This window comes from Pseudomonas sp. HN2, from assembly GCF_020736465.1.
Classification (GTDB): domain Bacteria; phylum Pseudomonadota; class Gammaproteobacteria; order Pseudomonadales; family Pseudomonadaceae; genus Aquipseudomonas; species Aquipseudomonas moraviensis_A.
On the sequence record NZ_CP085885.1, the window covers coordinates 1,392,561 to 1,416,263 of the forward strand.

22 protein-coding genes are annotated in these 23,703 nt (G+C 61.4%); 8 read left to right on the top strand and 14 right to left on the bottom strand.

All coding sequences use genetic code 11. From position 1 onward, the window contains the following. The first annotated feature begins 72 nt into the window (after positions 1-72). The 6 genes from dinG to LIS66_RS06115 all read left to right on the top strand — a co-directional run bounded on the left by dinG (position 73) and on the right by LIS66_RS06115 (position 8,667). Complete coding sequence (dinG, locus tag LIS66_RS06090; protein WP_024011911.1) at positions 73-2,217, top strand: ATP-dependent DNA helicase DinG; 2,145 nt, start codon at positions 73-75, stop codon at positions 2,215-2,217. 95 nt (positions 2,218-2,312) lie between these two features. Continuing rightward, positions 2,313-4,781, top strand: coding sequence for a beta-galactosidase (locus tag LIS66_RS06095; RefSeq protein WP_227973808.1), 2,469 nt, complete (start codon positions 2,313-2,315; stop codon positions 4,779-4,781). A 210-nt stretch (positions 4,782-4,991) separates the two neighbouring features. Continuing rightward, positions 4,992-6,137, top strand: coding sequence for an EstA family serine hydrolase (locus LIS66_RS06100; protein ID WP_042608219.1), 1,146 nt, complete (start codon positions 4,992-4,994; stop codon positions 6,135-6,137). A 113-nt stretch (positions 6,138-6,250) separates the two neighbouring features. Next, positions 6,251-7,354: an OmpA family protein gene (locus tag LIS66_RS06105; RefSeq protein WP_227973809.1), complete on the top strand. Its 1,104-nt coding sequence runs from the start codon at positions 6,251-6,253 to the stop codon at positions 7,352-7,354. 24 nt (positions 7,355-7,378) lie between these two features. Further along, positions 7,379-8,026, top strand: coding sequence for a pyridoxamine 5'-phosphate oxidase (gene pdxH, locus LIS66_RS06110; protein WP_042608217.1), 648 nt, complete (start codon positions 7,379-7,381; stop codon positions 8,024-8,026). Between the two features lie 176 nt (positions 8,027-8,202). Then, positions 8,203-8,667: a glycine zipper 2TM domain-containing protein gene (locus tag LIS66_RS06115; RefSeq protein WP_016771369.1), complete on the top strand. Its 465-nt coding sequence runs from the start codon at positions 8,203-8,205 to the stop codon at positions 8,665-8,667. Positions 8,668-8,739: 72 nt separating this feature from the next. Here the strand turns inward: LIS66_RS06115 and LIS66_RS06120 are convergent, their stop codons facing one another. The 3 genes from LIS66_RS06120 to nhaA all read right to left on the bottom strand — a co-directional run bounded on the left by LIS66_RS06120 (position 8,740) and on the right by nhaA (position 11,599). Continuing rightward, positions 8,740-8,991, bottom strand: a complete 252-nt coding sequence (locus tag LIS66_RS06120; protein ID WP_042608216.1) for a pyocin S6 family toxin immunity protein — start codon at positions 8,989-8,991, stop codon at positions 8,740-8,742. 10 nt (positions 8,992-9,001) lie between these two features. Next, positions 9,002-10,195, bottom strand: coding sequence for an S-type pyocin domain-containing protein (locus tag LIS66_RS06125; protein ID WP_227973810.1), 1,194 nt, complete (start codon positions 10,193-10,195; stop codon positions 9,002-9,004). Positions 10,196-10,414: 219 nt separating this feature from the next. Then, on the bottom strand, positions 10,415-11,599 hold the full coding sequence (gene nhaA / locus LIS66_RS06130) for a Na+/H+ antiporter NhaA (RefSeq protein WP_123418052.1): 1,185 nt from the start codon (positions 11,597-11,599) through the stop codon (positions 10,415-10,417). Positions 11,600-11,849: 250 nt separating this feature from the next. Here nhaA and LIS66_RS06135 point away from each other — a divergent pair, with 250 nt between their 5' ends. Then, positions 11,850-12,944, top strand: a complete 1,095-nt coding sequence (locus LIS66_RS06135) for a PLP-dependent cysteine synthase family protein (RefSeq protein ID WP_227973811.1) — start codon at positions 11,850-11,852, stop codon at positions 12,942-12,944. A 116-nt stretch (positions 12,945-13,060) separates the two neighbouring features. Here LIS66_RS06135 and LIS66_RS06140 read toward each other — a convergent pair whose 3' ends face one another. The 3 genes from LIS66_RS06140 to LIS66_RS06150 all read right to left on the bottom strand — a co-directional run bounded on the left by LIS66_RS06140 (position 13,061) and on the right by LIS66_RS06150 (position 16,158). Continuing rightward, entirely contained in the window at positions 13,061-14,674 is a 1,614-nt protein-coding gene (locus LIS66_RS06140) for an NAD(P)/FAD-dependent oxidoreductase (RefSeq protein ID WP_042608210.1), read from the bottom strand. A gap of 95 nt (positions 14,675-14,769) precedes the next feature. Further along, a complete protein-coding gene (locus tag LIS66_RS06145; protein WP_227973812.1) occupies positions 14,770-15,423 on the bottom strand; it encodes a COG3650 family protein in 654 nt (217 codons plus the stop codon). Positions 15,424-15,558: 135 nt separating this feature from the next. Beyond that, positions 15,559-16,158: a short chain dehydrogenase gene (locus tag LIS66_RS06150; RefSeq protein WP_042608208.1), complete on the bottom strand. Its 600-nt coding sequence runs from the start codon at positions 16,156-16,158 to the stop codon at positions 15,559-15,561. A 104-nt stretch (positions 16,159-16,262) separates the two neighbouring features. Here LIS66_RS06150 and LIS66_RS06155 point away from each other — a divergent pair, with 104 nt between their 5' ends. Continuing rightward, positions 16,263-17,177, top strand: a complete 915-nt coding sequence (locus LIS66_RS06155; protein ID WP_042608207.1) for a LysR family transcriptional regulator — start codon at positions 16,263-16,265, stop codon at positions 17,175-17,177. Between the two features lie 98 nt (positions 17,178-17,275). On the opposite strand, the gene LIS66_RS06160 is transcribed toward LIS66_RS06155, so the two are convergent. From LIS66_RS06160 to livH, 8 genes are all read right to left on the bottom strand, one after another. Further along, positions 17,276-17,752 (bottom strand): DoxX family protein, encoded by a 477-nt coding sequence (locus tag LIS66_RS06160; RefSeq protein ID WP_042608206.1) that lies wholly within the window; start codon positions 17,750-17,752, stop codon positions 17,276-17,278. Beyond that, positions 17,749-18,507 carry a DNA-binding domain-containing protein gene (locus LIS66_RS06165; protein WP_042608205.1) on the bottom strand — a complete coding sequence of 253 codons (759 nt, stop codon included), beginning with the start codon at positions 18,505-18,507 and terminating at the stop codon, positions 17,749-17,751. The genes LIS66_RS06160 and LIS66_RS06165 overlap by 4 nt, the downstream gene beginning before the upstream one ends. Further along, a complete protein-coding gene (locus LIS66_RS06170; RefSeq protein WP_042608204.1) occupies positions 18,504-19,391 on the bottom strand; it encodes a DUF692 domain-containing protein in 888 nt (295 codons plus the stop codon). The genes LIS66_RS06165 and LIS66_RS06170 overlap by 4 nt, the downstream gene beginning before the upstream one ends. A 25-nt stretch (positions 19,392-19,416) precedes the next feature. After that, on the bottom strand, positions 19,417-19,722 hold the full coding sequence (locus LIS66_RS06175; protein ID WP_042608203.1) for a DUF2282 domain-containing protein: 306 nt from the start codon (positions 19,720-19,722) through the stop codon (positions 19,417-19,419). A 283-nt stretch (positions 19,723-20,005) separates the two neighbouring features. Next, positions 20,006-20,707: an ABC transporter ATP-binding protein gene (locus LIS66_RS06180; protein ID WP_003222380.1), complete on the bottom strand. Its 702-nt coding sequence runs from the start codon at positions 20,705-20,707 to the stop codon at positions 20,006-20,008. Next, entirely contained in the window at positions 20,708-21,475 is a 768-nt protein-coding gene (gene livG, locus LIS66_RS06185; protein ID WP_016771357.1) for a high-affinity branched-chain amino acid ABC transporter ATP-binding protein LivG, read from the bottom strand. After that, positions 21,472-22,728: a high-affinity branched-chain amino acid ABC transporter permease LivM gene (locus LIS66_RS06190; protein ID WP_016771356.1), complete on the bottom strand. Its 1,257-nt coding sequence runs from the start codon at positions 22,726-22,728 to the stop codon at positions 21,472-21,474. Before LIS66_RS06190 ends, livG begins: the two co-directional genes overlap by 4 nt. Next, entirely contained in the window at positions 22,725-23,648 is a 924-nt protein-coding gene (gene livH / locus LIS66_RS06195; RefSeq protein WP_016771355.1) for a high-affinity branched-chain amino acid ABC transporter permease LivH, read from the bottom strand. The genes LIS66_RS06190 and livH overlap by 4 nt, the downstream gene beginning before the upstream one ends. Positions 23,649-23,703 lie beyond the last annotated feature (55 nt).

The window sequence follows — 23,703 nt, forward strand, 5'->3', positions numbered from 1 at the left end:
CGATTAGCGGGGTATGATAGCCGCCGAACCAAACTACTGAAAATTTATCCAGCGTTTTGCGCCCGACACTCAATGATCAGCACTGAACTCAAAACCACGATCCAGGGCGCCTATTCGCGTTTTCTAGAGGCCAAGAGCCTCAAGCCGCGTTATGGCCAGCGCCTGATGATCGCCGAAATCGCCAAGGTACTCGGCGATATCGACACCGACGATGAAGGCCGGCGCAGTGGCGACCCCGCGATTGTCGCGGTGGAAGCCGGCACCGGTACCGGCAAGACGGTGGCCTACAGCCTGGCGGCGATCCCCACGGCGAAACTGGCTGGCAAGCGTCTGGTGATTGCCACCGCGACCGTCGCCCTGCAAGAGCAGATCGTCTACAAGGATTTGCCCGACCTGATGCGCAACAGCGGGCTGAATTTCAGTTTCGCCCTGGCCAAGGGCCGTGGCCGCTACATGTGCCTGTCCAAACTCGACATGCTGCTGCAGGAAGGCCACGCGCAGACCGCCACCGCGCAGCTGTTCGAGGAAGAAGGCTTCAAGATCGAAGTCGACGAGGCCAGCCAGAAGCTGTTCACCAGCATGATTGAAAAGCTCGCCGGCAATAAGTGGGACGGCGACCGTGACAGCTGGCCGAACGCCCTGGAAGACGCCGACTGGGCGCGCCTGACCACCGATCACAGCCAGTGCACCAACCGGCATTGCCCCAACTTCGGCCAGTGCGCCTTCTACAAGGCCCGCGAAGGCATGGGCAAGGTCGACGTGATCGTCACCAACCACGACATGGTCCTGGCTGACCTGGCTCTGGGCGGCGGCGCCGTGCTGCCGGATCCGCGCGACACCATTTACGTGTTCGACGAAGGCCACCACCTGCCGGACAAGGCCATCGGCCACTTCGCCCATTACACGCGCCTGCGTTCCACCGCCGATTGGCTGGAAACCACCGCGAAGAATCTGACCAAACTGCTCGCCCAGCACCCGTTGCCGGGCGATCTCGGCAAGCTGATCGAGCAGGTGCCGGAGCTGGCGCGGGAGATCAAGACCCAGCAGCAGTTCATGTTCACTGCATGCGAGCAGATCGCCGATTTCAAACCCGGCGAAGACGTCGAAGGCCGCGAGCGCCCGCGTCACCGCTTCGTCGGCGGGGTAATTCCCGAGGATATGCGCGAGATGGGCATCGAGTTGAAAAAAGGCTATTCGCGCCTCAACGACCTCTTCCAGCGTCTGACCGATCTGCTCAAGGAAGGCATGGATGGCGAGGTCAATATCGGCATTGCCAGCAATCAGGCCGAAGAGTGGTATCCGCTGTTCGGCAGCCTGTTGTCCCGTGCTTCCGGCAATTGGGAGCTGTGGACCGCGTTCACCGCCGAAGACCCGGAAGACAGCCCGCCCATGGCGCGCTGGCTGACCCTGGCCGAAAGCGGCTCGCTGTTCGACATCGAGGTCAACGCCAGTCCGATTCTGGCGGCGGAAACCTTGCGGCGCAGTTTGTGGAACGTCGCTTACGGCTGTCTGGTGACCTCGGCGACGCTGACGGCGCTGGGCACTTTCGATCGTTTCCGCATGCGCGCCGGCCTGCCGAAAAAAGCCGTTACGGCGGTGGTGCCGAGCCCGTTCCATCATGCCGATGCCGGCGTGTTGCGCGTGCCGGATCTCAAGGCCGATCCGCGCGACGCCGCCGCCCATACCGCGGCGATCATTCGCGAACTGCCGGATCTGGTCGAAGGTTCGCGCGGCACCCTCGTGCTGTTCTCCTCGCGCAAGCAGATGCAGGACGTCTTTGACGGCCTCGACCGCGACTGGCGCAAACAAGTGTTCATTCAGGGCAACCTGTCGAAACAGGAAACCCTCAACAAGCACAAGGCACGGGTCGATGGCGGTGATTCCAGCGTGCTGTTCGGGCTGGCCAGTTTCGCCGAGGGTGTTGATTTGCCGGGGGCTTATTGTGAGCACGTGGTGATCGCCAAGATTCCGTTCTCGGTGCCCGATGATCCGGTCGAGGCTGCGTTGTCGGAGTGGATCGAAGCGCGCGGCGGCAATCCGTTCATGGAAATCTCCGTGCCCGATGCCTCGCTGAAACTGGTTCAGGCCTGCGGCCGTCTGCTGCGTACCGAAGAAGACCGCGGCACCATCACCTTGCTCGACCGGCGTCTGGTCACCCAGCGCTACGGCAAGGCGATCCTCAATGCGTTGCCGCCTTTCCGTCGTGAAATATCCTGAGACACGGGTGGGCCGATTGGCCCGCCGCGTTGTCTATCTCTCTGCTAGCACTTTTCCACTGGCCTTGACTGGTCGTTAGGGAGAACTCCGTTCTTATGATCCGCCGTTCGTTGCCCGCTGTTTTCGCCTTGATCTTTGCCGCGCCGTCGCTGGCCGCGCCCGCCGGTCAGCAGACGCTGTTCAACTTCGTGCGCCCGGCCGATGTGGTCAAGGTCGCCACGGAAAACGCCGACCTGCCGCAGGCAAATGCCGAACAGACCGCGGAAGGCGAAGTGCTGCGTCGGGTGACGTTCAACCCGGTCGCCCGGCCGACCTTGCGCCTGACGCCACAGACCGGCGCCTGGGACTGGTCGCAGTCCGGGATGATGACCCTGCGCCTGCAGAGTTCGATGAACTGGGCGGTGACGGTTTATGTGCAGATCCAGAGCAACGATGGCCGCACTTTGCTCAGCCGCGTCGATCTGCCGGCCGGCCCCGCGCAAACCTTGCTGGTGCCGTTGGTGGCTTCGACGCCGCTGAGTCAGGGCATGAAAGCCGGGCCGCCGATGCCGATGACCGTTGACGGCCAGCGCATCCTGCTGGCCAGCAGCACGGGCGAGATCGACCGCAGCCAAGTGGTTTCGGTGAGCCTGTCGATGGATCAGCCGAAAGTTGCGCAGAGCCTGCTGCTCGAGCGTTTCGGCGTGCAGGACGGCGAGTCGGTGACGCAGGCGGTGTACGGCAATCTGGTCGATGCTTACGGGCAGTCGACCCGCAGCAAATGGCCGGAAAAAGTCAGCAGCGACGAGCAACTGAAAAGCGCCGCCAGCAAAGAACAGCAACAACTGAACAGTTGGCTGGCCGAGCGCGAAAAGTCCTCGCTGGACAAATTCGGCGGCTGGAACAAGGGCCCGGCGTTCAAGTCCAGCGGTTTCTTCCGCACGGAAAAACGCGACGGCCGCTGGTATCTGGTGACCCCTGAAGGCCATCCGTTCTACTCGCTTGGCGTCAACACCGTCAGCCCGCAAGTAAACCAGACTTACGTAGCGGGTCGCGAATACATGTTCGAATCACTGCCGAAGAACGGCGACCCACTGGCTGCGCATTTCGGCGAGGGCCACAACCGTGGCGGTAACGGCGTCGATCAGGGGCGTGGCTACGGCAACGGCCGCTGGTACGACTTCTATGGCGCCAATCTGCAACGCCTGTACGGCGAACCGTGCCAACCGGACAGCGACAACAAGGCCGGGATCGCCGAAGCGGCGAAGGCAGGCGCGGCTGAGGCCAGTTCGGTGCAGGCGGCTGAGTCTGTGGCGGCGCCTGCCGAGCCGAAGTCAGGTATCGCCGAAGCGGCGCAGACCGACGCGGTGCAAACGTCCAGCGCGCAAGCCGCTCCGTGTACAGCCACGATTGATGAGGAACGATGGGCTCGGCATACCCTCGACCGCCTGCAAGCCTGGGGTTTCAATACGGTTGGCAACTGGAGCGCGCCGTCGCTGGCGGACGCTGAGCGCGTGCCGTACACCTTGCCGCTGTCGATCGTCGGCGATTACGCCAGCATCAGCACCGGTAGCGACTGGTGGGGCGGCATGCCGGACCCGTTCGATCCGCGTTTCGCCATGGCCACCGAGCGCGCCGTAGCCATTGCCGCCCGCGATCACCGCGACGATCCGTGGCTGATCGGTTACTACGCCGATAACGAGCTGGCCTGGGCCGGCGCCGGTGACGATCCGAAGGCTCGCTACGCGCTGGCTTACGGCACCTTGAAAATGACCACGGACGTGCCGGCCAAACGCGCCTTTCTCAAGCAATTGCGCGACAAGTACCGCAATCAGGCCGGACTGTCCAAGGCGTGGGGCATCGAGCTGCCGGCGTGGGAGTTGATGGAAGACCCGGGCTTCGTGCCGCCGCTGCCCAATCCTGAGCATCCGGAGATCGAAGCGGACTTCAAATACTTCCAGAAGGTCTTCGCCGACACCTATTTCAAGACCATCTCTGATTCGCTGAAATGGCACGCGCCGAACCAGATGCTGCTGGGCGGTCGCTTCGCTATCAGCACGCCTGAGGCCGTGGCGTCCTGCGCGCAGTATTGCGATGTGTTGAGCTTCAACATGTACACGCTCAAGCCGCAGGACGGTTACGACTTCGCCGCGCTGGCAGCGCTGGACAAACCGGTGCTGATCACCGAATTCAACTTCGGCTCGGCCGACCGAGGCCCGTTCTGGGGCGGCGTGACGCAATTGGCCAAAGAAGAGGATCGCGGCCCGGCCTATGCCAACTTCATCAAACAGGCGCTGAGCGAGCCGTCGATTGTCGGCGTGCACTGGTTCCAGTATCTCGACCAACCGGTGACTGGCCGGTTGCTCGACGGCGAGAATGGCCATTTCGGACTGGTCGGCGTCACCGATCTGCCGTATCAGGGATTTGTCGAGGCAGTGCGCAAAAGCAATCTGCAAGCGCTGGAGCAGTTGGGCAAGGAGGCGCAGAAAACGCCGAATACCGAGGCTGAAGGCGGGCGCAAGGCCGAGGCTGGCAAAGCGCCGGGGGCTGCGCAAGCGGGCGGGCATTCGGGGAATGGTCACTAGGTTTCAGACCGCGTTATCGTTCTTCGCGAGCAGGCTCGCTCCCACGGGGGATCTTCGCTGCTGTTGAGATCCAGTGTGGGAGCGAGCCTGCTCGCGAAGGGATCAACACAAATTGCCGATCAACCGTCTGGCCCGCGCCTGTTCCCAAATCCCTCAAGGGCTGGAACAATGCGGACCACTTTGTAGAGCGTTTTCGCGGGGGAGTTGCGGGTGCAGATTCAGGGACATTACGAGCTTCAATTCGAAGCGGTGCGCGAGGCTTTCGCCGCACTCTTCGACGATCCCCAGGAACGCGGCGCAGCCCTGTGCATCAAGGTCGGTGGAGAAACCGTCCTCGACCTCTGGTCTGGTACCGCCGACAAGGATGGCACCGAAGCCTGGCACAGCGACACCATCGCCAATCTGTTCTCCTGCACCAAGACCTTCACCGCCGTCACCGCGCTGCAACTGGTCGCCGAAGGCAAGTTGCAACTCGATGCCCCGGTTGCCCGCTACTGGCCGGAATTCGCCGCCGCTGGCAAAGAATCGGTGACCCTGCGCCAATTGCTCTGCCATCAGGCCGGCCTGCCGGCGCTGCGCGAATTGCTCGCCCCTGAAGCCCTGTACGACTGGCAAACCATGGTCGACGCCCTTGCGGCCGAAGCGCCGTGGTGGACGCCGGGCACCGGTCACGGTTATGCCGCGATCACCTACGGTTGGCTGGTCGGCGAATTGCTGCGCCGCGCCGACGGGCGTGGGCCGGGCGAGTCGATCGTCGCTCGGGTTGCCAAGCCGTTGGGGCTGGATTTCCATGTGGGCCTGGCCGACGAAGAGTTTCATCGCGTGGCGCACATCGCCCGTGGCAAGGGCAATGCCGGCGACGCCGCGGCGCAGCGCCTGCTGCAAGTGACCATGCGCGAACCGACTGCCATGACTACCCGCGCCTTCACCAATCCGCCGTCGGTGCTGACCAGCACCAACAAGCCGGAATGGCGCCGCATGCAGCAGCCTGCGGCCAACGGCCACGGCAATGCGCGCAGCCTCGCCGGGTTTTACGCCGGCCTGCTCGACGGCAGTCTGCTCGAAAGCGAGATGCTTGAAGAGCTGACCCGCGAGCACAGCCTCGGCGACGACAAGACCTTGCTCACCCGCACCCGTTTCGGCCTCGGCTGCATGCTCGATCAGCCGGACGTGGCCAACGCCACCTACGGCCTCGGCCCGCGCGCGTTCGGCCATCCGGGGGCGGGCGGCTCGATCGGTTTTGCTGATCCCGAGCGCGATGTCGCCTTCGGTTTCGTGACCAATACTTTGGGGCCTTACGTTTTGATGGATCCGCGCGCGCAAAAGCTGGCGCGGGTGCTTGCCACTTGTCTGTAAAGCTTCGACTGAGGTTCCAGGATCGGAACCTCGAAGGGATTTTCGTTTCAAAACGGCTGTTTATCCGGGCGAAAGTGCTCTGATTTTTCATTACTTCATTTTGTGGATTTTCAATGTCATCTAAAAAGACCCTCGCCCTGGCCCTGTGTGTAGCGATCACCGGTTGCGCACAGAACCCGAAAAACGACGCGGACGGCGGCAGCTGGTGGCCGTTCGGTTCTTCCGACAAAGTCGCGGCCAAAGATCCGGCTCCGGCCCCAGCTCCGTTGAAACCGGCGGCGACCGCGCCAGTGGCCAAAACCGAGAGCAGCAACCCGTGGTACTGGCCGTTCGGTTCCAGCGATGAAGCGGTAAAAGCTGATCTGAAAGCCGAGGTCAAACCTGAAGCCAAACCGGTCGAGATGGCCAAGGCCGAGGCCGAGTCCAATGGCAAATGGTGGTGGCCGTTCGGCGGTAAGGATCAGCCAACCGCCAAAGCCGTGCCGATGCCGGATCCGAAGGTGACTCAAGCCTGGCTCGACGACTACGAACCGCGTCTGCGTGAAGCGGTGAAGGACAGCAACCTGCAACTCGAACGTCGCGACAACGTGCTGGTAGTGACGGCGCCGGTAGAAGGCTCGTTCAACCCGGACCGTCCAGCGATGCTGCTGCCTGTCACCCTCGGCCCGTTCACTCGCGTGGCGAAGATCCTTGAAGCCGACCCGAAAACGGCGGTGCTGGTGCTCGGTCACAGCGACACCAGCGGCGCTGCGCCGGCCAACATCAAGCTGAGCCAGGAACGTGCGCAATCGGTGGCAGCGATCTTCCGTCTCAGCGGCTTGCAGCGTGACCGCCTGATGCTGCGCGGCATGGGTTCGGAAGCGCCGCGTGCGGCCAACGACAGCGTTGAAGGCCGGGCCTTGAACCGTCGTGTAGAGCTGCTGGTCACCCCGCAAAACACCATGGTGGCACTGCTGAGCAAATACAACATGCCAGCGCCGAAGCCTGTGACGATGGTCGCCGCGCAAGACGTCAAGCCAGTGGCCAAACCAGCCACCCCAGCGCCTGCGGCGAAGAAAGCTGCTGTGCCGGCGACGAAAAAGGCGCCAGCCAAGAAAGCTGCCGCCAAGGCTCCAGCGAAAAAGGCTCCGGCCAAAGCTGCGGCGAAAAAGACTGCGCCAGCCAAAGCCGCCGCGACCGACAAGAAAGTCGCCGCAGCCGACGCCGCGAAGAAGTGATCCGCTAACGAAAAGGAATCCGCCATGACCCAGGCTCTGGCCGATATGCGTCGCGATTACACCCGTGACGGTTTGACCGAGGCGCAAGCCCCGGCCGAGCCGTTTGCGTTGTTTCATCAGTGGTTCGCCGATGCGGTGAAAACCGAGCAGGCGCCGGTGGAAGCCAATGCCATGACCCTGGCTACGGTCGATGCCGACGGTCGTCCGCATTGCCGCATTCTGTTGCTCAAGGGCCTGGACGAGCAGGGCTTCACCTTCTTCACCAACTACGACAGCGCCAAGGGCCAGCATCTGGCAGCCAACCCGTTTGCCGCCATGACGTTCTTCTGGCCAACTCTGGAGCGCCAGGTGCGCATCGAAGGGCGGGTGGTTAAGGTCACGCCGCAAGAGTCCGATGCCTATTATCAGGTGCGTCCATTGGGCAGCCGCCTGGGCGCCTGGGCGTCACCGCAGAGCCGCGTCATCAACGGTCGTGGCGAGCTGGAAGATTTGCTCAAGGCCACCGAGCAGCGCTTCAGCGACAGTCAGCCGCACTGCCCGGAACACTGGGGCGGTTACCGTTTGTTGCCCGAGCGCATCGAGTTCTGGCAGGGCCGTTCGAGCCGCCTGCATGATCGCCTCAACTACCGGCTGCAGGGCGCCGAGTGGATTCTTGAACGTCTGGCACCCTGAGCAGTCTACCGAGCGGGATGAAGGGCGATGGCGGATCGGTGATTTCACGCTACTTTAAGTGAACGCTCGCGGCATCTGTACCCAGCCTGAATGGAAGCCAATTTTATCCGGAGGGTGTCGTGACAGACGCCAGGCCACGGAGTTTAATGAACACATGTTCTTTTGGAGTTGATGCTATGCGTAAGTCTGTTCTGCTGGTTGCTTCCTTTTCCACGATGGCGATGTTGCTGACCGGCTGCCAATCGAGCCTCACCGGCGACTCCTACTCCCGTGACGAAGCCCGTCGTGTGCAGACGATTCGCATGGGCACCATCGAATCCCTGCGACCGGTGAAAATCGAAGGCACCAAAACCCCGATCGGCGGCGCAGCAGGCGCAGTGGTCGGCGGCGTCGGCGGCAGCGCCATCGGCGGCGGCAAGGGCAGCATCGTTGCTGCGGTCATTGGCGCAGTGGCCGGCGGCCTGCTCGGCTCCGCCACCGAAGAAGGCCTGACCCGCACCCAGGGCGTGGAAATCACCGTCCGCGAAGACGACGGCAGCATGCGCGCCTATGTGCAGCAGGTTCAGGAGAATGAAGTGTTCCGCGTTGGCGAGCGGGTACGGATTTCCACCGTTGGCGGGACCAGCCGCGTTTCGCACTAAGCGGGAAGCCGGGTAAAGAAAACCCCGATCAGGTGACTGGTCGGGGTTTTTCTTTGCTTGTGAGTGGGTCAGTCAGTATTTGACGCAGGTCCCCATGAAGTATTCGAGGCCCTTTGGGAAACTGACGCTGAGCAGATTTTCCAGTGCGGTTACCTGATCCTGAGTCAACAACAACTCGCCGGGTTCCACCTCACCCAAGGGCTTGGATTCAATGAGCTGGGCGACTCTTTCATTCATCTCGCTGCCTGTGATATCCAGCTCGAACTGCAAGGAGTCATCTTGAACTTCGTCAGGGAAGAATCCGGTAATCGAAAGAAAGCGCATGTTTCAATCCTTAATTTCTGGAGGTTTTTCGTTTTGGATCGGCGGGTCCCGTTTGTTCACCTGTCAAGTGATTGAACTCACCTAAATGAGTCGTTCCTAATTTGTCGTATTTTTCTACGGCGTTGCTTTTGTAATCCCATTCGTAAATTCGACCTTTGCGGTCTACCCAACGTGCTCGCTGTTTTCCACCATCTTGTACTGACGACTTCGATTTCACTTTGACTGCATCAGGGAATGCGGGCAGCGTTTTTGGATGGCCGTAATAAGCATGGTCGCGAGCACGGCTGAGCACAACATAGATCGGCCTCACGCCAGAATCTGCCGGAAACACCAGAATAAAATCCCGATACTCCGGCGGATAAAGCGGATTCACCAGTATCCCGTCCGCCGCTTTCGTCGGTGGATAGACCCAGATATGCGGTGCCTGCGGGGCAGCCTCCAGCGCCGGAATGCCGAGGATGTCCGAGCCATCCACCGCCGGGGTCCAGAGCAGTTCGACGCCTTCACCCAGATCGGCAACGAACCGGTCGCCGCGTGCAGTGAACTGCACGACATCGACCATTTCCCAATCGCGGTTCTTGCCGGTGTAGAAGCCGTAACCCTTGAGGCTGCCATTGGCCTGTTGCTCGACGCGCAGGCGTACGCGTGTTCTGGCTTGTTTGAGTGTGCTCAGTTGCTCATCGGTGTAGAGCGCGCTGTCGCTCACGCTTGACGGGATCAGCAGCGCAACCAGCCCGATCAAGGGCGCAGCCACCGCACTGGAGACGAGCGCCGGCAGCGCTTCAAAAGCCGAGCCTGCCAAGGCCAGACTGCCAAACCCGATCGGGATCGCATTGGCGCTGATTTTCTTGAGTGGAATGCCGCCGCTTGCGTCGGCTTCGCGAGCGCCGAGCAGGATCAGCTCGCCGTAATCCTTCAGGCTGTCGGTCGGGACCATGCCGGAAGGATTGCTGTAATCGATGATCGCATCCGGCAACTTGCACGACTTGGCGAATACGCACCCGGCACGCACAGCTTCAGGTTTTTTCGCCGCCACTTCCCGGCTGCGCTCGAAAGCCTCCTGCCGCGCCAGCATCGCATCGTAGGCATTTTGCCCGGCTTCGCGCTCGGCCAGTTCAGCCGCCGTCATATAGCGCCAGGTAACGTGATGTCCGTCGCCCTCCGGTGGGTTTTGCACCCGGGGAATGTCCTTGTACCGCGCCACTGATCGTCCCTTCGTTCACCATCGACAGCCCCTGGAGAGGGGCTGCACGACGTTATCGAAGCGGGGAAAGCGCGGCTGTAGGACGCGTCGCTAAAGACGTGGGGATTGTTCGCTGCTTAACTGAGAGGCGAGGAATCTGTGGCGAGGGAGCTTGCTCCCGCTGGGGTGCGAAGCGCCCCCAAGAAGTGGGCGTGCTGCGCAGTTCAGCGGGAGCAAGGGTTATTGCAGTTGTGAATTCTTGCGACTCGCCGCCGCCGTCACCGCATAACCAATCAGCGCCGCGAGAATCGAGCCGGTGAGGATGCCCATCCGATCCATTCCTGCGTAATCACTCACGCCGGGTTCGAAGGCCAGCGAGCCGACGAACAGGCTCATAGTGAAGCCGATGCCGCAGAGGATCGCGACGCCGAGGACCTGGCCCCAGTTGGCGCCTTGGGGCAGGGCGGCGATGCCGATCTTGACCGCCAGCCAGGTCAGGCCGAACACGCCGATGGTCTTGCCCAGCAGCAGGCCGATGGCGATGCCCATCGGTACGTCGTGGGTGAAGCTTTCGACGGTGACGCCGCTCAGCGACAGGCCGGCGTTGGCGAAAGCGAACAGCGGCAGGATGCCGTAGGCGACCCACGGGTGCAACGCGTGTTCGAGGGTCAGCAGTGGCGACGGCTCGGCATTTTTCGTCCGCAATGGGATGCAGAAAGCCAGGGTCACACCGGCCAATGTGGCGTGGACACCGCTCTTGAGCACGCAGACCCAGAGGATCAGGCCGATGATCATGTACGGCCCGAGCTTGACCACGCCGAGCCGGTTCATCGCCACCAGCGCGGCAATGCAGGCCGCCGCCAGGCCCAGCGAAAGGGTCGACAGTTCGCCAGAGTAGAAAATCGCGATGATGACGATGGCGCCGAGGTCATCGATGATTGCCAGGGTCATCAGGAACAATTTCAGCGAGACCGGCACGCGCTTGCCGAGCAGCGCCAATACGCCGAGGGCGAAAGCGATGTCGGTGGCGGTCGGAATGGCCCAGCCACTCAGGGCGGCGGGGTTGTCGCGGTTGAGGAACCAGTAGATCAGCGCCGGCACCAGCATGCCGCCGATCGCCGCAGCGCCGGGCAGGACGATCTGCGAGGGCCTGGACAACTGACCGTCGAGCACTTCGCGTTTGACTTCCAGACCGATCAGCAGGAAGAACAGCGCCATCAGGCCGTCGTTGATCCACAGCAGCAGGGGTTTGGCGATTTTCAACGCACCGATCTGCGCCACCACCGGAGTGTCGAGCAGGCCGGTGTACAGCCACGACAATGGTGAGTTGTTGATGATCAGGGCGAGAATGGCTGCGGCGATCAGTAACAGACCGCTGGCAGCTTCCAACTGAAAGAAACGCGTGAAAGTGCTACGCAGAGGCAAGGTCGCTCTCCATCGATTGGTGAAAAAGGTGGGCTACCCTAACCCGTACCGTTAGTTGTTAAAACAAAAGTTATATTCTTTTTTGTTATATGGCGTTACAGGCTGTCTGGCTCGGAAGCATTGAGCCTAGCAGTTGCCTGACACATTGAGACTCAGCTGTATCTTTGCCGTCTGCGGGATATTTCCTAAGCTTGCGCAAGACCTTTTTCAGGAGACCCATCTCCTGTCCGATTCCATGAGAAACGAGACCATGAGCGACAACCGACAGTGGGCCCGCGAAGCCATCCGCATCATCGAGGCGGATTTCCAGCGCAGCGCCGACACCCACCTGATCCCTTTGCCGCTACCCGGTTTTGCCGGCATCGAGTTGTATTTCAAGGACGAATCCAGTCACCCGACCGGCAGCCTCAAGCATCGCCTGGCCCGTTCGCTGTTCCTTTACGCGCTGTGTAACGGCTGGCTGAAACCCGGCGCGCCGGTGATCGAAGCGTCCAGCGGCTCGACGGCGATTTCCGAAGCGTATTTCGCGCGCATGCTCGGTTTGCCGTTTATCGCGGTGATGCCCGCGACCACTTCGAAAGAGAAGATTGCCCAGATTGCGTTCTACGGTGGCCAGAGCCATCTGGTGCAGGATCCGACGCAGATCTACGCCGAATCCGAGCGTCTGGCCCGCGAGCATGGCGGTCACTTCATCGACCAGTTCACCTACGCCGAACGCGCCACCGACTGGCGGGCGAACAACAACATCGCCGAGTCGATCTTCCAGCAGATGCGTTTCGAAAAACACCCTGAGCCGACTTGGCTGATTTCCAGCCCCGGCACTGGCGGCACCACCGCTACCCTCGGGCGTTACGTGCGCTATCGCCAGCACTGCACCCGCGTGTTGTGTGCCGATGCCGAGCGTTCGGTGTTCTTCGATTTTTACCAGAGTGGTGATGCGAGCCTGCGCCTGGACTGCGGCTCGCGCATCGAAGGCATTGGCCGGCCTCGGGTGGAAGCATCGTTTCTGCCCAAGGTCATTGATGCGATGGTCAAGGTGCCGGACGCCTTGTCGCTGGCCGCCATGCATTATCTGGCGCAGCGTTTGGGGCGGCATGTCGGCGGGTCGAGCGGGACCAATCTGATCGGCGCCCTGATGGCGGCGCAGAAGATGAAAGCGGCGGGGCATTCTGGGTCAATCGTGGCGATCCTGTGCGATGGCGGCGAGCGGTATGCCGACACGTACTACGATCAGGATTGGCTGAAAGCACAGGGGTATGAACTGGGTGATTTGATTGCAGCGGTGGCGGCGAGTGCCGAGCGCGGGGAGGCGCTGCCGACCTCGGTGTTGCGCGCCAATATCTAACACGCCCCAATCAAATGTAGGAGTGAGCCTGCTCGCGATAACGGTGTGTCAGACGCCATAAATGCTGACTGACACGCCGCTATCGCGAGCAGGCTCACTCCTACAAGGGTTTTGTATCAGTCAGTAAGGCCGAGGATATCGCGAGCCACGGCCTCGGCAATGCGAATCCCGTCCACGCCCGCCGAGAGAATCCCGCCGGCATAGCCCGCGCCTTCCCCGGCCGGGAACAGACCCTTGACGTTCATGCTCTGCAGCGACTCGTTGCGGGTGATGCGCAGCGGCGACGAAGTGCGGGTCTCGATCCCGGTCAGCACGGCGTCGTGCAGCGAATAACCGCGAATCTGCTTTTCGAACGCCGGCAAAGCCTCACGGATTGCTTCAATGGCAAAATCCGGTAGTGCCAGAGCCAGATCACCCAGCGCCACGCCCGGCTTGTACGACGGCTCGACTTCGCCCAGTTCGGTCGAAGGCTTGCCGTTGATGAAATCGCCAACCAGTTGCGCCGGGGCCTTGTAGTCGCTGCCGCCAAGGATGAACGCGTGGGATTCGAGGCGTTCCTGCAACTCGATACCGGCGAGCGGGCCGCCCGGGTAATCGACTTCCGGGGTGATGCCGACGACGATGCCGGAGTTGGCATTGCGCTCGTTACGCGAGTATTGGCTCATGCCGTTGGTGACCACACGATTGGGCTCGGACGTCGCCGCGACCACGGTGCCGCCCGGGCACATGCAGAAGCTGTAGACCGAACGGCCATTCCTGGCGTGGTGCACCAGCTTGTAATCGGCAGCGCCGAGTTTCGGGTGGCCGGCGTATTTGCCCAGACGTGCACGGTCGATCAGCGATTGCGGGTGCTCGATGCGGAAACCCACCGAGAACGGCTTGGCTTCCATGAACACGCCACGGCCATGGAGCATGCGGAAGGTGTCGCGGGCACTGTGGCCGAGGGCCAGGACCACATGTTTGGAATGCAGGGTTTCGCCGCTGGCCAGTTGCACGCCGAGCAGTTGGCCGTCTTCGATCAGCACGTCGGAAACGCGCTCCTGAAAGCGCACTTCACCGCCCAGTTCACGGATCTGCTCGCGCATGTTTTCGACCATGCCGGTCAGGCGGAACGTACCGATGTGCGGCTTGCTGACGTAGAGGATTTCTTCCGGCGCGCCGGCCTTGACGAACTCATGCAGAACCTTGCGCCCGAGGAATTTCGGGTCCTTGATCTGGCTGTAGAGTTTGCCGTCGGAGAATGTACCCGCGCCGCCTTCGCCGAACTGTACGTTGGACTCGGGATTGAGCACGCTTTTACGCCACAGGCCCCAGGTGTCCTTGGTGCGCTGACGGACTTCGGTGCCGCGCTCGAGAATGATCGGTTTGAAGCCCATTTGCGCCAGCAGCAGACCGGCGAAGATACCGCACGGGCCGAAACCGACGACGATCGGCCGCTGGCCGAGATCGCTCGGTGCCTGGCCGACGAATTTGTAGCTGACATCCGGCGCCACGTTGACGTTACGGTCGTCGGCGAACTTGGCCAACACTCGGGCCTCATCGCGTACGTTGAGGTCGATGGTGTAGATGAAGCACAGTTCGGAGGACTTTTTGCGCGCGTCATAGCTGCGCTTGAACAAGGTGAAATCGAGCAGATCATCGCTGGCGATGCCCAGACGCTGCACGATGGCGGCGCGCAGGTCTTCTTCGGGATGGTCGATTGGCAGCTTGAGTTCGGTGATTCGTAACATGGCGGGATCCGGATTCGCGGGGCGCACAACTGCGCCAGGGCGTTTGAAGGCGGCGATTATAAGCCGCCGCGAGCGGATCCGTGGGGGAAAAACGATCAGTCGTTGCGCGCGCCGCCGAAATAGCCGCAGCCGCGCTGGACCTGACCGTCGATGCGCAACTCGGCGCTCATGTGCTGCACGCTGCCGGTACTGCTGTCGACGCAGCGCTGCGGCGCGACCCATAATTCGATGCGCTGGTTGTTGGCTTCGCTGCTGAGATTGAAGCGGCCGTCGCCCAGTTGCTCTTCCACATAGGGCACGGCGAGCGGGGGCTGGCCGTCGCGCTCGATGACCATACCTTTGCCGCTGACCTTGGCGTTCCACTCCGGGCCATGGCCGGCGGCGCGCAGGATCAACAGTTTGAAATTCGGGTCATCGCAGGCTGTGCCGGAGCGTTCGACGCGATACAACTGGCCCAGGTCGAGGCGATCGCCGGAGACCTTGCCGCGCACATCGGCAAACAGCTTGCCTTGCTCGTCGGCGAGGGTGGCGGCCTCTTGCAGGACGCTGGTGCCGCCGATGTCATTGACCACCAGTTGCCGCTGCTCCTGACACGGCTGGAACACCAGTTTGCCGTCGGCGGCGGTCAGTTGCCCCTGCATCCGCGTCTGCCCGGCATGGGACACACTTGCACGCTGGCCGTCGAACAACTGGCAGGCGGCAAACAACGGCAGCAGGGCAACGAGGACGAACGAACGGGCAACACGCATCTTTGGCTCTCCAGACAAGTGCTGCCACGTTACGCAGCCTGACCCCCAAATGCAAAAGATCGCAGCCTGCGGCAGTTTCTGCAGGGAACCATAAAGTCCTGTGCAGGAGCCGCCGAAGGCTGCGATCTTTTGCTCTTAACCGACGTGAAACGTCTGCCCGGTTTGCAATCCCTCGACACTTTTCGCGTAGGCCAATGCGACGTCCGCTGCAGGAACCGACTTGAAGCCACGGAAATAGGGCGCGTATTTGCCCAGGGCCTCGGTCAGGACGGTCGGGCTCACCGAGTTCACCCGCAGGCCCCGCGGCAGTTCGATGGCGGCGGCGCGGACGAAGCTGTCGAGGGCGCCGTTGACCAGTGCTGCCGAGGCGCCGCTGCGAATCGGGTCGTGGCTGAGCACGCCGGTGGTGAAGGTGAACGAGGCGCCGTCATTGGCGTACTCGCGACCGATCAGCAGCAGGTTGACCTGGCCCATCAGTTTGTCTTTCAGGCCGAGGGCGAAGCTGTCTGCAGTCATCTCGTCCAGCGCTGCGAACGTCACGTTGCCCGCCGCGCAGATCAGCGCATCGAACTTGCCGGTCTGTTCGAACAGCTTGCGTATCGACGCGCTGTCGCTGATATCCACTTGCAAGTCACCGCTGTTACGACCGATACGGATGACTTCGTGGCGTTGCGACAATTCTTTGTCCACCGCCGAACCGATGGTGCCGCCGGCGCCTATCAACAGAATCTTCATCGAGCTGTACCCCAAGTGAGTGAATGAGGTTTCAGTCTAGAGTGGTTTTTTCCGCGGATAAGCGCACTAATGGGCAACCTTTGGTTTTCAATTGGAAACAATCCATGAGCGAAATGGATGACCTCGCCGCATTCGCCGTACTGATCGAGGCCGGCAGTTTCACCCTCGCGGCGCAGCAGTTGGGCTGCAGCAAGGGCCAGTTGTCCAAGCGCATCAGTCAGCTCGAAGCGCAGTTCGGTGTGGTGTTGCTGCAACGCACCACCCGCCGTTTGAGCCTGACGGCGGCGGGGGCGGCGCTGCTGCCGCAAGCGCAGGCACTGGTGGTTCAGGTTGAACGCGCACGGCAGGCTTTGGCGCGGTTGAAGGACGACATGGCTGGCCCCGTGCGCATGACCGTTCCGGTGTCGCTCGGCGAGACCTTCTTCGATGGCTTGCTGCTGGAGTTTTCCGGGCAATACCCCGAGGTGCAGATCGAGCTGGAGCTGAACAACAGTTATCGCGATCTGTCTCGCGACGGTTTTGATCTGGCGATTCGCGCCGAAGTCGCCAATGACGAGCGGCTGGTGGCCAAGCCGCTGTTGGCGTGGCACGAAATGACCTGCGCCAGCCCGGCCTACCTTGAGCGCTTCGGCGAACCGGCGGCGCCGCAGGCCTTGGCCGAGCATCGCTGCTTGCTCAACAGCCATTACAGCGGGCGCGAAGAGTGGTTGTATCACCAGCAGCATGAGTTATTGCGGGTGCGGGTGTCAGGCCCGTTCGCCAGCAACCATTACAGCCTGCTGAAAAAAGCCGCGCTGTCCGGCGCCGGCATCGCCCGTTTGCCGTCGTATCTGCTGCAATCCGAACTGGCTGACGGCCGCTTGCGCTGGCTGTTGCGCGATTACCAGACCCGACGGATGCCGATGTACCTGGTGCACCCGTATCAGGGCGGATTACCGAAACGCACGCAGGTGTTGGCGGATTATCTGATGGGCTGGTTCAAGCGCAGTGGCGAGGCGCTGGATCGACTGCAGCGCTGACACCGAACCTGTGTAGGAGCTGCCGAAGGCTGCGATCTTTTGATTTTTAGAAGCAAGATCAAAAGATCGCAGCCTTCGGCAGCTCCTACAGTTTCAGGTCAGCCTTGGAGGCGGCGAGCAATCAGGTGATCAATCGACAACTTGCCCGGGCCGGTCGCCATCAGGTACAGCAGCACCGCCGCCCAGGTGCCGTGGGTCGGGTAGGCATCCGGGTAGACAAACAGTTGAATGGTCAGGGTCATGCCGAGCAACGCCAGCGCCGAAAACCGTGTGGCGAGGCCGAGCAGGATCAGCAGCGGGAACACATGCTCGGCAAACGCCGCCATGTGTGCGGCAATCTCCGGCGACAACAGCGGCAGGCTGTACTCGCTCTTAAACAGCGGAACCGTCGAATCAGCCAAGCGCGGCCAGCCAAGTTCAAATGTGCCGTCAAACAAGTCGACGGCCAGCCCTTCGATCTTGGTTTGCCCGGATTTCCAGAACACGGCGGCGATGGAAAAACGCGCGATGAAGGCAATCAGACTGTTGGGGATTTTTTCGAACGACGCGATGACGCGCAGGATCAGGCTGTTCATGGCAACTCCTTGTAATTGAGCCGGGTGATCGCGTTATGCGCAATCAACAGCGCGAGGGTTTGGGCGAGATCGAACGGCGGACTTTTCTCTGCTGCCACCAGCAGTGGTCGCCCTCCGGCAAGGTGACGAATAAACACGCTCGCCGCGGTCTCGAGAGCAAACACTTCAACATCGAGACCGTTGCGCAGCACCAGGGCGTGTTGGCCTTGATTCAGGCCAATGCCCGCCAGACTTTGCTCCTGCTGATGCGCGGCCCAGATCGCAACCACCGCATAGGCGGAGTCGAGCAAATGCAACGAAGGATGTAATTCGAAACACAGCTCGCTCAGCGACTGCGGATCGGCCAGCGCGGCGCTGACTTGCTCCGGCCGGATCGGCTGCGCATCGGCGGCGTGATAGGCGAGGGTGCGCAAATATTCGAGTCGGGCGACATCGGCCACATAAGGCACGCCGGCGATGGGTTCGAATTGCCCGATGAAGTCAGCGAAGCCCTCGCCGTAGCGGCTCATCAACGGACTCTGTGGCGGCTGACTGCGTACGAAAATCGCCGCCATGGCGCGGAAAAATTCCTCACCGACCAATTGCTGCACCACCGGATAACTGTCGGCCAGGGCATTGATCAGCGAGCTCTGCACGTTGTTGCGATAGACCGCGAAACGCCGTGACGGATCGGCGCCGTTGCGGCTGCACAGGCCCTTGGGATACGGCAGTTGCACATCGAGCAGGGCGGCGGCGAAGTCCGCTTGCGTGCTCATGCCGCACGCTCCGCTCGGCGCAACAGCGTATCGGCGTGCTGCGCTTCGGCAAGCAATACGTCGAAGGCCGGCAGGTGATTGTCACGTTCGATCAGCGTCGCCACCGGGCCGATCCGACGCAGCACTTGCCGGTACAGATCCCAGACAGCCTGATCAATCGGCGCGCCATGATCGTCGATCAGCAAGCGATCGCCGAGGTTGTCGCGATCTTCAGCGAAGCCGGCCAGATGAATCTCGCCGACTGCTTGCAGCGGTAACGCATCGAGATAGGCCAGTGGATCGCGCTGATGATTGATGCATGACACGTAGACGTTGTTGACGTCGAGCAACAAGCCGCAACCGCTGCGGCGGATCACTTCGGCGATGAACTCGGCCTCGTCGATCGTCGAATGCTGAAACGCCAGATAGGTCGCCGGGTTTTCCAGCAGCATTGTTCGTTTCAAGGTGTTCTGTACTTGATCGATATGCGCGCAGACGCGGTTCAGGGTCGGCGTGTCGTAGGCCAGTGGCAGCAGATCATTGAGGAACACCGGGCCATGGCTGGACCACGCCAGATGTTCGGAAAAGGCTTGTGGTTGATAGCGCTCGATCAGCTCGCCGAGGCGTTTGAGGTGCTGGCTGTCCAGCGGGCCTTCGCCACCGATCGACAGTCCGACGCCATGCAAGGACAGCGGGTACTGTTCGCGAATCACACCAAGAAAATGATGAAACGGGCCGCCGGCCACCATGTAGTTTTCGGCGTGGACTTCGAAGAAACCGAGGTCCGGTACGGAGCCGAGCACTTCGAGGAAGTGCCCGGTCTTGAGCCCCAGCCCGGCGCGGGCAGGAAGCTCGGTGCGAGCGGCCTGAGTGCGCGGCAGGGACGGTTCGTGATGACTGAACATGGGCGTCACTCAGGCAGGCCTTGAATCAGGACTTGGCTTTGAAGGCTTCGAGCTGGCCGAAGCCGGTCGGCGAGGTTTTGCTTTCGGTGGTAGCGCAGGTGCCTTTAGGAACGAGTTTCCAAGCGTTGGCCTGATAGTCCGTTTTCGCCGTGCCAGCGCAGGTGGTGCCGGCACCTGCAGCGCAATCGTTCTTGCCTTTGAGGGCCACGCCGAAGCATTTTTCCATGTTGGCATCGGCGGCCTGGGCGGTGGAGACAGTGGCGATGCTCAGAGCGGAACCGAGGGCCAGAACCAGGGCGGTGGCGGACAGGGTGCGGGTAGTAGCAGTCATGATGTTTCTCCAGTTTTTATCAGGGTTTCTGCAAGCGGTTTGCGCTTGCTTGTCCCTCTAGAGAACGGGTGGCGGGATGCGTTACACGCGGGGCTGAATTTTTTATAAAAATCTTCAGACCACCGCGTCCCCTGTAGGAGTGAGCCTGCTCGCGATGGCGTTTTGTCAGTCACTGCCGTTGCGACTGATACACCGCTATCGCGAGCAGGCTCACTCCTACAGGGTATTTGTGGTGGGCATGAAAAAACGGCCCGAAGGCCGTTTTTTTGTCCAGCGATAATATTCAACCGCCGAGGTACGCCTCGCGTACTTTCGGGTCGGTCAGCAGCGCTTCACCGGTGCCTTGCATGACCACACGGCCGTTCTCCAGCACGTAGGCGCGGTCGGCAATTTTCAGCGCCTGGTTGGCGTTCTGCTCGACCAGGAACACCGTCACCCCGTCCTTGCGCAGCTGTTCGATGATGTCGAAGATCTGCTGGATGATGATCGGTGCCAGGCCCAGCGACGGCTCGTCGAGCAGCAGCAGCTTGGGCTTGCTCATCAGCGCACGGCCGATGGCGAGCATCTGCTGTTCGCCGCCGGACATGGTGCCGCCGCGCTGGTTGAAGCGCTCTTTCAGGCGTGGGAAAAGTCCGAGAACCTTGTCCATCTGTTCCTGATAGTCGCCCTTGTCGGTGAAGAATCCGCCCATGGACAGGTTTTCTTCCACGGTCAGGCGGGCAAATACCCGACGACCTTCCGGGACCACGGCGATGCTCTTGCGCATGATCTGCGACGAGTCCTGGCCGACCAGTTCCTCACCCATGTAGCGGATGCTGCCGCTGTGCGCTTGCGGCGAACCGCACAGCGTCATCAACAGCGTGGATTTGCCGGCACCGTTGGCGCCGATCAGCGTCACGATCTCGCCCTGACGGACTTCGACGTTAACGCTGTGCAGGGCCTGGATCTTGCCGTAGAAGGTGGAAACGTTTTCGAACTGCAGCATTTACGCTTCCCCCAGGTAGGCTTTGATCACTTCAGGATTGTCGCGGATCTGTTCCGGCGTGCCGTCGGCCAGCGGAGTGCCCTGGTTGATCACGACGATGTGGTCGGAGATGCTCATGACCAGTTTCATGTCGTGCTCGATCAGCAGCACGGTGACGTTGTGCTCTTCACGCAACACACCGATCAGCGCCTTGAGGTCTTCGGTTTCCTTCGGGTTCAGGCCGGCGGCCGGTTCATCGAGCATGAGGATCCGCGGGCGGGTCATCATGCAGCGGGCGATTTCCAGACGCCGTTGCTGGCCGTAGGCGAGGGTGCCGGCGGTGCGGTTGGCGAACTCTTTGAGGTTGACCTTTTCCAGCCAGTACTCGGCAAATTCCATCGCCTCGCGCTCGCTTTTGCGGAACGCCGGGGTCTTGAACAGGCCGGACAGGAAGTTGGTGTTCAAGTGACGGTGCTGGGCGATCAACAGGTTCTCGACCGCGGTCATGTCCTTGAACAAACGCACGTTCTGGAAGGTACGCACCACGCCTTTAAGGGCGATTTTATGCCCCGGCAGGCCCTGGATAGGCTCGCCGTCCAGCAGGATGCTGCCGCCGGTAGGCTGATAGAAGCCGGTCAGGCAGTTGAACACGGTTGTCTTGCCGGCGCCGTTCGGGCCGATCAGTGCAACCACCTGTTTTTCCTTGACGGTCAGCGCCACGCCGTTGACCGCCAGCAAGCCGCCGAAGCGCATGCTCAGATTTTCGACTTTAAGGATCTCGCGGCTCATTTGCGCAACTCCATGTGTGGGCGTTGCATCGGCAGCAGACCTTGTGGACGCCAGATCATCATCAGCACCATCAGCGCACCGAACATCAACATGCGGTACTCGCTGAACTCACGCATCATTTCCGGCAACAGGATCATCACGATCGCCGCCAGGATCACGCCCAGTTGCGAGCCCATGCCGCCCAACACGACGATGGCGAGGATGATCGCCGACTCGATGAAGGTGAACGATTCCGGGGTCACCAGACCCTGACGCGCGGCGAAGAAGCTGCCGGCGAAACCGGCGAACGCAGCACCCAGGGTGAACGCGGAGAGCTTGATCACAGTCGGATTGAGGCCCAACGCGCGGCAGGCGATTTCGTCTTCACGCAGTGCTTCCCACGCGCGACCGATCGGCATGCGCAGCAGACGGTTGATCACGAACAGCGCGGCCAGTGCGAGCAACAGCGCAACCAGGTAAAGGAAGATCACCTTGTTGATCGAGTTGTATTGCAGGCCGAAATACTCGTGGAACGTCTGCAGGCCTTCGGCGGCCTTGCGCTCGAAGGTCAGGCCGAAGAACGTCGGCTTCTCGATGTTGCTGATGCCGTTCGGGCCGCCGGTGATGTCAGTCAGGTTACGCAGGAACAGACGGATGATCTCGCCGAAGCCGAGGGTCACGATCGCCAGATAGTCGCCACGCAAACGCAATACCGGGAAGCCCAGCAGGAAGCCGAATGTCGCCGCCATCAGGCCGGCAATCGGCAGGCAGATCCAGAAACTCAGGCCGTAGTAGTGCGAGAGGAGCGCGTAGCTGTAGGCGCCGACGGCGTAGAAACCGACGTAACCCAGGTCAAGCAGGCCGGCCAGACCGACGACGATGTTCAGGCCCAGGCCGAGCATCACGTAGATCAGGATCAGCGTTGCGATATCCACCGCGCCACGGGAACCGAAGAACGGCCAGACCAGGGCGATCAGAATCAGCGCAATGATGAAATAGCGCTGGGTGGTCGGCAGGGTCAGGAAGTTGCTGGCCTTGGCCGGGATCAGCGGCATGCCCGGCGAGGAACGCCAGGCCTTGCTGATCTGCTGGTTGAACAGCACGCGCAGAAACATCAGCACCGAGCAGATCGCGATGGTCGCGAGTACCGCCGGGCTGGTGTTGTGCACTTCCAGATTGATGCCGACGATGGTCAGTTTCAGTCCGAGTACCGGGTAGGCCACCGCCCACACCAGCAAGGCACTGAACAGTGCCTGTTTAAGATTCCTAGTCATACTTTCTCAACCTCCGGACGGCCCAGAATGCCGGTCGGACGGAACAACAGCACCAGAACCAGCAGGCCGAACGCGACGACGTCCTTGTACTGGTCGCCGAAGATATCGGCACCGAACGCTTCTGCTACACCGAGCACCAACCCACCGAGCATGGCCCCTGGGATGCTGCCGATGCCGCCCAGTACCGCGGCGGTGAAGGCCTTGAGGCCGACAAGGAAACCGGCGTTCGGGTTGATCACGCCGTATTGCATGCTCAGCAGCACCGCCGCCACGGCGGCCAGCGCAGCACCGATGACGAAGGTCAGGGCGATGATGTTGTTGGTGTTGATGCCGAGCAGGTTGGCCATCTTGATGTCCTCGGCACAGGCGCGGCAGGCGCGACCCAGGCGGGAACGGGAGATGAACAGGGTCAGGCCGAGCATGGCGATCAGGGTCACGACGAACACCACGATCTGCATGTAGGAAATCAGCACTTCTTGTGCGCCACCCGGACCAAAGGCGAAGTTGCCCGGGATCAGGTTGGGGATCGCTTTGTCCTTGGAGTCTTGCGCCAGCAGAACGGTGTTCTGCAGGAAGATCGACATACCGATGGCGGAAATCAGCGGGATCAGACGGTTGCTGCCGCGCAGCGGGCGGTAGGCGATCCGTTCGATGCTGTAACCGTAGGAACTGGTGACGACGATGCTGGCGATGAACGCCGCGGTCATCAACAGCGGGACACTGTCGAGTCCCATCATGGTCAGCCCGGCGATGGCGATGAACGCCACGTAGGAACCGATCATGTACACCTCGCCGTGGGCGAAGTTGATCATTCCAATGATGCCGTAGACCATCGTGTAGCCGATGGCGATCAGGGCATACATGCTGCCAACGTTGAGGCCGTTAACCAGCTGTTGGAAGAAGTGATAGAGGTCAGGCATTACAGCGCTCCTAAAAACCTGTACGCATTTCACTGGTGGAGTCATTTTCCCGCCC